Origin of the sequence: Sphingomonas paucimobilis NBRC 13935 (genome assembly GCF_000739895.2) — a bacterium.
GTDB classification, from domain to species: Bacteria; Pseudomonadota; Alphaproteobacteria; order Sphingomonadales; family Sphingomonadaceae; genus Sphingomonas; species Sphingomonas paucimobilis.
In genome coordinates this window covers 1-11,153 of the sequence record NZ_BBJS01000024.1, presented here as the reverse complement: position 1 = coordinate 11,153, position 11,153 = coordinate 1, and the positions used below count along the sequence as shown (strand labels likewise).

Below are 11,153 nucleotides of genomic sequence, written 5' to 3'. Positions count from 1 at the left end.
CCACCTCCCCTTGCAGGGGAGGAAAAATCTACCGCGTTATCCCGCCCGCATAGGGCAGCGTCGCCTCTTCCGCATTGGGCGCCTTGCTGAACAGCGCACGATCCGCCGGGCCGAACGCCCAGCGCCACAGAACCAGCAGATAGGTCGCCGCGATCGCCGGTTCGCCGAACAGCAATTCGGCCCATTCCAGACGCTTGGGCAGCAGCGTGAAGGCGCCACCCACGATGATCGCCGCCCCGGTCGCCCAGACCAGCGGCCAGCGGAAGGGGGAGACGGGGGCCTGCAAGATCCCCGACAGCACCCGCGCCTTGATGACCGAGGTGATCGCCACGCTCACCGCCAGCGCCACCGCCGGACCCGCCGCCTGCCACGTCTCGGGCCAGCCCAGCGAACGCATGCCGAGGATCAGCGCGAAGCTGAGTCCGATCTGCACCCCCAGCATCGCGATCGAGATCATCAGGTTGCGATGCCGCGCCGTATAGACCAGCGCCGATTCACACACCGCGCCGGTCGAGGCCAGCAGCTCGGCGAACAGCAGAAAGGCGAGCGCGGCGGTGCCGGAGACGAATTGCGGGCCAACGACGCCCATCACCGCCTCGCCCGGGATCGATCCCATCAGCGCCAGGCACCCCTGCGCCGCCATGATCCAGAAAGCGACCTGCCGCACCTGCCGCGCGATCGCGCCCATATCGCCATTGGCCAGGCTCTGGGTGATGACGGGACCGAGGATCGGGTCGAAGCTGGTCTTCAGCTTTTGCGGCAGCGAGGAGACCTGCTGCGCCATATAATAGATGCCGACGATGCGCGGCTCGAACATCACGCCCAGGATGAAGCGGTCGACATTGCGCGTGCCCCATTCCAGCGCGTCGGCCCCCGCCAGCGGCGCATTGGCGCGGGCGAGCGCGAAGACGCGGGCCAGATGCGGGCTCCAGCCCCGGGGCAGGCCATAGCTGCGCAGGAACGGCACCAGGCTGGCGATCAGCGCGGCGATCATCGAGGCGACATAGGACAGGACCAGCCCGTCGCGGATCGTGAAGAAGGAGAAGATCCAGGCGGCGATCGATACCGTCCAGGGCTCGACCACCGCACGCGCGGTCACCGCCGCCTTGACGTTCAGGCGATAGGCGAGCGCGGCCAGGCTGACATCGGACCAGGCGATGGCGACGATGATCGCGGGCAGCCAGCGGTCGAGCCCGCCGATCGCGCTATTGGGATAGACCAGCTCGGGGAAGAGGAAGAGGAAACAACTCGCCGCGATCGAGACGAGAAAGGCCAGCGCCATCGCGTCCCATACGACATGGGCATGCGGCCGCTCGGTCGAGGCCAGCGCCTGCGCCAGGCCCCGCTTCATGCCCAAGGTCGCGATCAGCGCCGCCAGTTCGACGACCACGACGGCGATCGCGAAGCGCCCGACCAGATCGGGGCCATAGATGCGACCGGCGATGAACAGAAAGGGGATGCGCGCCGCCAAGCGCAGGACGAAGCCCGCGATATTGGTGCGCCCCCCCTTGGCGAGCGTATCGATGTCCTGGCTTTGCGCCATCAGCGGGCGCGGGACCCGTGCCGGAGGAAAAGGGGGCTCAATGCGCCGCCCCCCAATTCTTGCCCACCCCGATTTCGACGCCCAGCGGCACCGACAGTTTCACCGCCGGTTCGGCGGCGCCCGCCATCACCTCGCGGATCACCGCGCCGGCGGCCTCGGCATCGGCTTCGGGCGCCTCGAAGACGAGTTCGTCGTGCACTTGAAGCAGCATCCGCACATGGCCGAGGCCGGCGGCGGCGAGCGCGGGTTCCATGCGAACCATGGCGCGCTTGATGATGTCGGCGCTGGTCCCCTGGATCGGCGCGTTGATCGCGGCGCGCTCGGCCCCCTGCCGTTCGCCCTGATTGCGCGAGGCGATGCGCGGGAAATGCGTCTTGCGGCCGAACAGGGTTTCGGTGAACCCCTTCTCGCGCACCGACGACAGCGTCTCGGCGATATAGCGGTTGATGCCGGGGAAACGCTCGAAATAGCGGTCGATCATCGCTTGCGCCTCGTCCGCCGATACGTCGAGGCGGCCGGCGAGGCCCCAGCGCGAAATGCCATAGAGGATGGCGAAGTTGATCGTCTTGGCGCGCCCGCGCGTGTCGCGATTGACCTCGCCGAACAGCTCTTTTGCGGTCAGGCTGTGGATGTCGTCGCCATTCGCGAATGCGTCGCGCAGGGCGGGAACGTCCGCCATATGCGCGGCGAGGCGCAATTCGATCTGTGAATAGTCGGCGGCGATCAGGACATGGCCGTCCTCGGCGATGAACGCCTCGCGCAGCTGCCGCCCGACCTCGGTGCGGATCGGGATGTTCTGCAGGTTCGGCTCGGTCGAGGACAGCCGGCCGGTCTGCGCGCCGGTCAGGCTGTAGCTGGTGTGGACGCGGCCGGTCTTGGGGTTGATCTGCGCCTGGAGCGCGTCGGTATAGGTGCTCTTCAGCTTGGAGAGCTGGCGCCATTCCAGGATCTTGCGCACGATCTCCTCGCCGCCATCGCGGGCGAGGCGTTCGAGTTCGGTCACGTCGGTCGAATAGACGCCCGACTTGCCCTTGCGTCCGCCTTTCAGGCCGAGGCGATCGAACAGGATCTCGCCGAGCTGCTTGGGGCTGCCGATGGTGAAGGGCGTACCGGCGAGCGTATGGATTTCGCCCTCCAGTCCGGCGATCTGCCCGGCGAACTCGGTCGAAAGCTGCGACAGCCGCTCGCGATCGACCTTGATCCCGCGTCGCTCCATGTTCGCGATGACGGGCACGAGCGGGCGGTCGACCATCTCATAGACGCGGGTCGCCTGCTCCATCGGCAGCCGCGCCTTGAACCGCTTCCACAGCCGCAGCGTGACGTCGGCGTCCTCGGCGGCGTAGCGGGTGGCGGTCTTGAGATCGACTTCGTGGAAGCCGAGCTGCTTCTTGCCGGTGCCCACCACTTCCTTGAAGGCGAGGCAGGTGTGCGACAGGTGCGTCGCGGCCAGCTCGTCCATGCCGTGGCCATGAAGCCCCGCGTCGAGGTCGAAGCTCATCACGATCGTATCGTCATGCGGCGCGATGGAAATGCCGCGCTCGCCCAGCACGATCATGTCGAACTTCAAATTCTGGCCGATCTTCAGGACCGACGGGTCCTCGCACAGCGCCTTGATCCGCTCGAGCGCTTCCGCCACCGGAATCTGCACCGGCACTTCCGACAACAGGTCGGTGCCGCCATGCCCCAACGGAATGTAGCACGCCTTGTTGGGCGACAGGCACAGGCTGACCCCGACCAGTTCGGCCTGGGTCGCGTCGGTCGAGCTGGTCTCGGTATCGATCGCGATAAAGCCCTGATGGCGGGCGTCCGCCACCCACCGGTCGAGCGTCTCCAGGTCCTGCACCGTGGTATAGCCGTCGAGGTTGCACGGCTCGTCATCGTCCATCGGCGCGGCCGGGGCGGTATCTCCAGCGACGGGCGCGGGGGCGTCCTCGGTGATCTGCCCCATCTTGGCGATCAGCGAGCGGAAGCCGTGATGCTCGAGAAAGGCGCGAAGCGGCGCATCGGGGATGCTGGCGTGCAGCGCCAGTTCCTCCAGTGGCTGCGGCAGCGGCGCGTTGCACTCCAGCGTGACCAGCCGCTTGGACAGCCGGGCATTGTCGGCATGTTCGATCAGGTTGTCGCGCAGCTTGCCCTTCTTCATCTCGGGCGCGGCGGCGAGGACGGATTCCAAGTCGCCATGCTCGACGATCAGCTTGGAGGCGGTCTTCGGGCCGACACCGGGCACGCCCGGCACGTTATCGACGCTGTCGCCCATCAGCGCGAGGACATCGCCCAGCTGTTTCGGCCCGACGCCGAACTTCTCCTGAACATAGGCCTCGCCCAGACGCCGGTTGTTCATCGTGTCGAGCATGTCGAGGCTGCCATCCTCGACCAGCTGCATCAGGTCCTTGTCGCCCGACACGATCGTGACCTGCCACCCTTCCGCCATCGCGGCGCGGGCATAGCAGGCGATCAGGTCGTCGGCCTCCAGCCCCTCTTCCTCGATGCAGGGCAGCGAGAAGGCGCGGGTGGCGTCGCGGATCATCGGGAATTGCGGCACCAGATCGGGCGGGGGCGGGGGCCGGTGCGCCTTATACTGGTCGTACATCTCGTTGCGGAAGGTCTTGGACGACTTGTCGAGCACCACCGCCATATGCGTCGGCCCGTCGGCGGCGTTGATCTCGTCCACCAGCTTCCAGAGCATGGTGGTATAGCCATAGACCGCCCCCACCGGCTCGCCATGCTTGTTCGTCAGCGGCGGCAGGCGATGATAGGCGCGAAAGATATAGCCGGAGCCGTCGACGAGATAGAGATGGGGCATGGTGCGCGCGGTTTAGCGGAACAGAGAGAGGGTAAACAGTCCCTGTTATCACCGGTTTTGCCGAGATGTGGCCAATGGGCCACGCTGGGCATCCATCATTCCTTCCCGGTCATGGGAGGAATGATGTCAGTTCGCCGACAGCACCGGTCCGCGCGGTGGGCCGGCATAGCTGGCCACGGCCGCCGCGACATTCTGGATCAGTCGTTGGCGCAGTCGGATATCCTCGGTCGTGTCGCCGATCATCACCGCGATGGCGAAGCGGCGGCCGTCGGGAGCGGTCAGCAGGCCGACATCGTTGAAGCCCGCATTGCGGCGGCCCAGATCCTGGCCGGTGCCGGTCTTGTGCGCGATCTTCCAGCCCGAGGGCACGGCGGCGCGTAGACGGGCATGGCCGGTGCGCGAGGCCTCCATCGTGTCGAGCAGGATGCGGGTCGAGGTCTCGGACAACAGCTCGCCGCGCGCCAACCGGGCGAGCGCGTCGGCGATCGCGATCGGCGCGGCGCCGTCGGGCGGATCATTGACATAGGCATCGAGCGCAGCCTTGCGGGCGGCGGGATCGAGCCGGTTGCGCGCCGCCTGGAACGCACCCGCCGCCGCGAAGGCGGGTTGCCAGGTGAGGCCCGCCGTCTTCGCCTGGAGCAGCCGCTCGCCGGGGCCGAAGCGGATATCGCCCAACCGCTTGTTGGCGATCATCGTCCGCACCACCTGCGGCCCGCCGACATAGGTCAGCAGCCGGTCGTTGGCGGTATTGTCGCTCTGGGTCAGCGCGCGGGTCAGCAACTCGCCGACCGTGGTGTGATAGCCATCGCCCTTGACCAGCATCGCGATCGGCTGGTGGAACAGGGTCAGGTCCTCGCGGCGGACGACCAGCGGTTCGTCGAGCCGCGCGCGGCCCTGATCGCGCAGATCGAGCAGGGTGATCGCGACCCATAGCTTGGACACGGATTGCTGCGGCAGGCGCTGGCGCCCGCCGACTTCGACCGTCCAGCCGTCATCGACGGCGCGGACCGCAATGCCCTTCTTGCCGCTGAAGCTGGCCGACAGGCTGTTGATCGCGCTGACCAGACCGGCGGGGGCGGAGGGGCTGCGCACAGGGCGGGGCGGGGGCAGCGGCATCGAGACGGCGACCGCCGGTTCGGGAACGCTGGGGGCATGGGCGCTGGCGCTTGGCCGGCTATCCGTACCGCAGGCCGACAGGGACAGGGATGCCAGGGTCAGGAGGAGCCCGGTTGCACATACCCGCCGGACACCGTTCGATACTCGCTTCGTCACCGCCATACCCCGCTGCACCTGCGAACCCTTACCTACTGGCGAGGTTGGCGAAATCCCCCGCCTGTCCTGTTGCGACGAACGGCCGCGCGGGCGCGACAAAGCGCGAAACCCGCACAAATCAGGGGATCAGGACGGTATCGACGGCATCCGCCAGCGTCTCGGGATAATCGAGAGTATAATGCAGCCCCCGGCTTTCCTTGCGGTGCAGGGCACATCGGACGATCAGCTCGGCGGTCTGCAGCAGGTTGCGCAGCTCGATCAGGTCGGGCGTCACGCGGAAATGGCCGTAATAATCGTTGATCTCGTCGGTCAGCATGCGGATGCGGTGCTGCGCGCGCTCCAGCCGCTTGGTGGTGCGCACGATGCCGACATAATTCCACATGAAGCGGCGGATTTCGGTCCAGTTCTGCTTGATGACCACCTCTTCGTCCGAATCGGTGACGCGGCTTTCGTCCCAGGCGCGGATGGCGGGTGGCGGAGGCAGGTCATCCCAATGCTGCGCAATATGGTTGGCGCACGCCTCGCCATAGACGAAGCATTCGAGCAGCGAATTGGACGCGAGGCGATTGGCGCCATGCAGCCCGCTTTGGGTCACTTCGCCCGCCGCATAGAGGCCGGGCAGGTCGGTGCGCCCGTCGCGGTCGACGATGACGCCGCCGCAGGTATAATGCTGCGCCGGCACCACTGGGATCGGCTGCACCGTCATATCGATGCCGAGGCTCAGCAGCTTTTCGTGGATGTTGGGGAAATGCTCGCGGACGAAGGCGGGCGGCTGGTGGCTGATGTCGAGATGGACATAGTCGAGGCCCAGCCGCTTGATCTCATGGTCGATCGCGCGTGCGACGATATCGCGCGGGGCCAGTTCGGCGCGGGGGTCGAAATCGGGCATGAAGCGGTGGCCGGTCTCGGGGATCTTCAGATGCCCGCCTTCGCCGCGAACCGCCTCGGTGATCAGGAAATTCTTGACCTGGGTGTTGTAGAGGCAGGTCGGGTGGAACTGCATGAATTCCATGTTGGAGACGCGGGCACCCGCGCGCCAGGCCATGGCGATGCCGTCCCCGGTCGCCCCCTTGGGCGCGGTGGAGAATTGATAGGTGCGGCCTGCTCCCCCGGTCGCGAGAATGGTCGCGCGCGCGGTGTGCAGCATGACGCGGCCCGTCCGCCGATCGACGGCATAGATGCCCCAGACATGCCCCGCCCCCGAATAGCGCATCTCGTGACGGCTGGTGGCGAGGTCGATCGCGACCTGATCGGGGACCATGGTGATGTTGGGATGCGCGTCGGCGGCGCGGAGTAGCGCGTCGAGCACCGCCCAGCCGGTCGCGTCGGCGACATGCACGATCCGGCGATGCGAATGCCCGCCCTCGCGCGTCAGGTGCAGCATGTTGCCCTCCGTCGCGAAGGGGACGCCCAGCTTCTGGAGCCGCTCGATCGCGGCGGGGGCGTTCTCGACGACGAACTCGACGGTGGCGCGGTCGTTGAGGCCGGCACCCGCGACCATCGTATCCTCGATATGGCTGTCGAACGTGTCGCCGGGTTCGAGCACGGCGGCGATGCCCCCTTGCGCCCAGGCGGTCGAGCCTTCGTGCAGCTTGCCCTTGGCCAGCACCGTGACCTTGAACCGGTCGGCCAGGTTCAAGGCGGCGGTCAGCCCGGCCGCGCCCGATCCGACGATCAGAATATCGGATTCGGTCATACGCGAGCTCCTTGGGGCGCGGTGGCGGGATACATTTTGTACCCTCTGGCATGGTCCAAGGGGTTGGGACAGGGGGTAGTCGCGTCTTGCCGCGGGCGATCGGCCTTCCCAACTCTTGTCCATGACGCTGGCTCGACCCGATTGGCGTGACCGTCTGCGCGCGGCGATCCCCACCGGGGTGATCGTGGCCGGGCTCGGCTATGCGCTGGTCATCGGGCTGGGTTATGCGCCGCCGCTGCCGGTCCCGGCGCCCGCGCTCGACAGTTTCGACGTGACCCCGCCGGCACCCCCACCGCCGCCGCGCATCCAGCCCAAGAAGGTGCAGACACACCGCCCGCGTGGGGCCGCTGCGCCGCCCAATATCCGCTCGCAGGCGACCGAGGTCGTCGCCCCGCCGCCGATCGTCGTGCTGCCCCCGCCGCCCGCGCCGGTGATCGTCGCTCCCGTCGCGGGCACCGGCGCGGACCCCAGCCAGGGCGCGTCCGACCGGCCGGGCCCCGGTACCGGTGCGGGCGGGATCGGCAACGGCAGGGGCAGCGGGGGATCGGGCGACGGAGACGGCTATGGCGAGGAAACCCCGCCGCGCCGGATCAAGGGGCGGATCAAGGATTCGGACTATCCCGAAGCCGCCGCCGATGCCGGGGCGAGCGGGACGGTGCAGGTCCGCTATTTCGTCAATGTCGATGGCCGGGTCAGCGGTTGCGTCGTCACACAAAGCAGCGGCAATGCCGCGCTGGACGAGACGACGTGCCGGCTGATCGAGCAGCGTTACCGTTATGACCCGTCACGCGATGCCGATGGGCGGCCGGTGCGGTCGATTATCGTGGTCAATCAGGACTGGGTGCTGGAGCGGGTGCGGGACGAGAGGTGAGGGCGGGGCGTGGGCTTCGACTTCGCTCAGCCTGAACGGATGGTGGTATTCTTGAAGTTCGCGCGGAGGCCCGGAGGGCGAAGAGATGTCGGGCTTCTGCTCTTCTAGACGCCCCTCGCCGCGAACGTGATGGGCTAGGGATGTCATCTCCCAGCACCAGACATCTCTGCATCCTCCGCGCGAACAAACCCCCGTTCAGCCTGAGCGAAGTCGAAGGCCAAGGGAATCTCTTGGCCTTAGGACCCCACACTCCGTGTCAGTGACAGGAACACATCCTCCAGATCGGCTTCCTTGGTCGACACATCGACGATCCCATACCCATCCGCCTGCACCGCCGCGAGCACCTGGCCGGCATTCACCTTGTCCTTGGCGTAGGTGATTTCCAGCGTGCGGGCACCCTTCAGGACGATCTTGCCGAAGCTGGCATGGTCGGGCACCGCCGCTACGTCGCGATCGACGGTCACCGCAACGATCTTTTCCTGCGCCTTGCCGACCAGTTCGCGGGTCGGTTCGTTGGCGACCAGGCGACCATGGTTGATGATCGCGATCCGGTCGCACAACTCCTCGGCCTCTTCCAGATAGTGCGTTGTCAGCACCACCGTCACACCCTGCTCGTTGAGCTGGCGCACATAGGCCCAAAGTTGCTGGCGCAGTTCGATATCGACGCCGGCGGTCGGTTCGTCGAGGACGAGGACGGGCGGCGAATGGACCATCGCCTTGGCGACCATCAGGCGGCGCTTCATGCCGCCTGACAGGGTACGCGAATAGGCGTTGGCCTTGTCCTCCAGATGCACCGCGCGCAGCAACTCCATCGAGCGGCGCTGCGCCTTGGGCACGCCGTACAGCCCGCCCTGAATCTCCAGCGTCTCCAGCGGGGTGAAGAAGGGGTCGAACAGGATTTCCTGGTTGACGATGCCGATCGACGCCTTGGCGTTGCGCGGATGCTTGTCGATGTCGAAGCCCCAGATCGACGCGGACCCTTCGGTCTTCATGACGAGGCCCGCCAGGATATTGATCAGCGTCGACTTGCCGGCACCATTGGGGCCGAGCAGCCCGAAAATCTGGCCGCGCGGGACGTCGAAACTGACCCCGTCGAGCGCGCGCTTGCCGCCCTGATAGGTCTTGGCGATGCCCTGGATCGAAATGGCGGCTTCGGTGGGAGAGGTCATGGGTCCAGCGATAGGCGCGTGACGCAGAGAGGCCAAGCCGGTTTCGCCCTGTTTTGGGCAATTGCACGGGGCTCCACGCCTTGCTATCGCCCAACCCTATGTTGCCGCCGCCCGAAACCACCCGCGTCACCCAGACCCGCGTCGCTTGCGACGGTGCCACCGACATTCCCGGCGGCGCAGCCCTTGGCCATCCGCGCGTCTGGTTGCAGATCGACGAGACCGGCTATGTCGATTGTGGCTATTGCGACCGTCGCTTCATCCTGATCGGCGGCCCGGCCGACGGCGCCGACCAGTCGCAGCTTCCCGACCATGGGGATGGCGCGGGCCGCTGAGCCCCCTATATTCGGTGGCATGACATCGCCCACCGATCCCCGCTCGTTCCTCTACCGCGATACCCTGGACCCCGACGCGGCGTTGCGGCTGACCGCCAACGCTTTGGCGCGTGCGGATGATGGCGAGCTCTATCTGCAATATAAGCGATCGGAGGCGTTCGGCTTCGACGACGGGCGGCTGAAGACGGCGAGCTACGACACGCATTCGGGCTTCGGCCTGCGTGCGGTGTCGGGCGAGATGACCGCCTTCGCCCATGCCAATGAATTGTCCGAAGCCGCGATCCAGCGCGCCGCTCAGACCATGGCGCTGATCGACCCCGCCAAGGGCAACGCCGCTCCCCCGCCGCAGGGCACCAACCGCCATCTCTACACCGCGACCGATCCGCTCGACCTGATCCCCTTTGCCGAGAAGGTGTCGCTCTGCCAGACGATCGACGCCGCCGCTCGGGCGCGCGATCCGCGTGTGGTGCAGGTATCGGTCGGGCTGTCGGGAAGCTGGAGCGTGGTGGAGATCGTCCGTGCCGACGGTTTCGTCGCCACCGATGTACGGCCGCTGGTGCGGCTCAACATCTCGGTCGTGGTCGAACAAAATGGACGGCGCGAGACCGGCAGCTTCGGCATCGGTGGACGCTATCTCTACGACCGCCTGGTTGCGCGCGAAACCTGGGAGCGCGGCATCGACGTCGCGCTGGCACAGGCTTTGGTCAATCTCGACTCAGTCGCGGCCCCGGCGGGCGAAATGACCGTGCTGCTCGGGCCGGGCTGGCCGGGCGTGCTGCTGCACGAGGCGATCGGCCATGGGCTGGAGGGCGACTTCAACCGCAAGGGCACCTCGGCTTTTTCGGGGCGCATTGGCGAGCGGGTCGCGGCGCCCGGCGTCACCGTGGTCGATGACGGGAGCCTCGCCGACCGGCGCGGCTCGCTGTCGATCGATGACGAAGGCACGCCGACGCGCGAGGTGGTGCTGATCGAGGACGGTATCCTGAAGGGTTATATGCAGGACCGGCTCAACGCGCGACTGATGGGCGTCGCACCGACCGGCAATGGCCGCCGCGAAAGCTTCGCCCATGCGCCGATGCCGCGCATGACCAACACCTTCATGAAGGGCGGCCAGGACGATCCCGCCGAACTGTTGTCGCGCGTCAAGAACGGCATTTTCGCCAAGTCCTTCGGCGGCGGGCAGGTCGACATCGTGTCGGGCAAGTTCGTCTTCTCCTGCACCGAGGCCTACCGCATCGAGAATGGCAAGCTGGGCGCGCCGATCAAGGGCGCGACGCTGATCGGCGACGGGCCGAGCGTGCTGACCAAGGTGACGGGCATCGGCAACGACTTTGCGCTCGACGAGGGTGTCGGGGTTTGCGGCAAGGGTGGGCAGAGCGTGCCCGCCGGTGTGGGCCAGCCAACGCTGCTGGTCGAAGGGCTAACGGTCGGCGGGACGGCGCTGGCGGCCTGAGCCTATTCCTCCCC

General features: G+C 67.0%; 8 protein-coding genes. 3 read left to right on the top strand and 5 right to left on the bottom strand.

The features are described from left to right. Positions 1 to 28 precede the first annotated feature (28 nt). The 4 genes from SP6_RS09085 to nadB all read right to left on the bottom strand — a co-directional run bounded on the left by SP6_RS09085 (position 29) and on the right by nadB (position 7,314). The gene (locus tag SP6_RS09085) at positions 29 to 1,543 is read right to left on the bottom strand and encodes a lipopolysaccharide biosynthesis protein (RefSeq protein WP_007406440.1); all 1,515 of its coding nucleotides are present in this window, start codon (positions 1,541 to 1,543) and stop codon (positions 29 to 31) included. Positions 1,544 to 1,580: 37 nt separating this feature from the next. Continuing rightward, positions 1,581 to 4,346 carry a DNA polymerase I gene (gene polA / locus SP6_RS09080; protein ID WP_007406449.1) on the bottom strand — a complete coding sequence of 922 codons (2,766 nt, stop codon included), beginning with the start codon at positions 4,344 to 4,346 and terminating at the stop codon, positions 1,581 to 1,583. A gap of 126 nt (positions 4,347 to 4,472) precedes the next feature. Then, positions 4,473 to 5,624 carry a serine hydrolase gene (locus tag SP6_RS09075; protein ID WP_007406473.1) on the bottom strand — a complete coding sequence of 384 codons (1,152 nt, stop codon included), beginning with the start codon at positions 5,622 to 5,624 and terminating at the stop codon, positions 4,473 to 4,475. Positions 5,625 to 5,736: 112 nt separating this feature from the next. Next, positions 5,737 to 7,314, bottom strand: a complete 1,578-nt coding sequence (gene nadB / locus SP6_RS09070) for an L-aspartate oxidase (protein ID WP_007406461.1) — start codon at positions 7,312 to 7,314, stop codon at positions 5,737 to 5,739. A 121-nt stretch (positions 7,315 to 7,435) separates the two neighbouring features. Between nadB and SP6_RS09065 the strand changes: the two genes are divergently transcribed. Further along, positions 7,436 to 8,185: an energy transducer TonB gene (locus SP6_RS09065; protein ID WP_007406460.1), complete on the top strand. Its 750-nt coding sequence runs from the start codon at positions 7,436 to 7,438 to the stop codon at positions 8,183 to 8,185. 236 nt (positions 8,186 to 8,421) lie between these two features. On the opposite strand, the gene SP6_RS09060 is transcribed toward SP6_RS09065, so the two are convergent. Next, on the bottom strand, positions 8,422 to 9,354 hold the full coding sequence (locus SP6_RS09060; RefSeq protein ID WP_042468884.1) for an ABC transporter ATP-binding protein: 933 nt from the start codon (positions 9,352 to 9,354) through the stop codon (positions 8,422 to 8,424). A gap of 98 nt (positions 9,355 to 9,452) precedes the next feature. Between SP6_RS09060 and SP6_RS09055 the strand changes: the two genes are divergently transcribed. Together SP6_RS09055 and tldD are read left to right on the top strand one after the other, a co-directional pair. Next, positions 9,453 to 9,686 (top strand): zinc-finger domain-containing protein, encoded by a 234-nt coding sequence (locus SP6_RS09055; RefSeq protein ID WP_007406463.1) that lies wholly within the window; start codon positions 9,453 to 9,455, stop codon positions 9,684 to 9,686. A 19-nt stretch (positions 9,687 to 9,705) separates the two neighbouring features. Further along, on the top strand, positions 9,706 to 11,139 hold the full coding sequence (tldD, locus tag SP6_RS09050) for a metalloprotease TldD (RefSeq protein WP_007406458.1): 1,434 nt from the start codon (positions 9,706 to 9,708) through the stop codon (positions 11,137 to 11,139). The last annotated feature ends 14 nt before the right edge of the window (positions 11,140 to 11,153 follow it).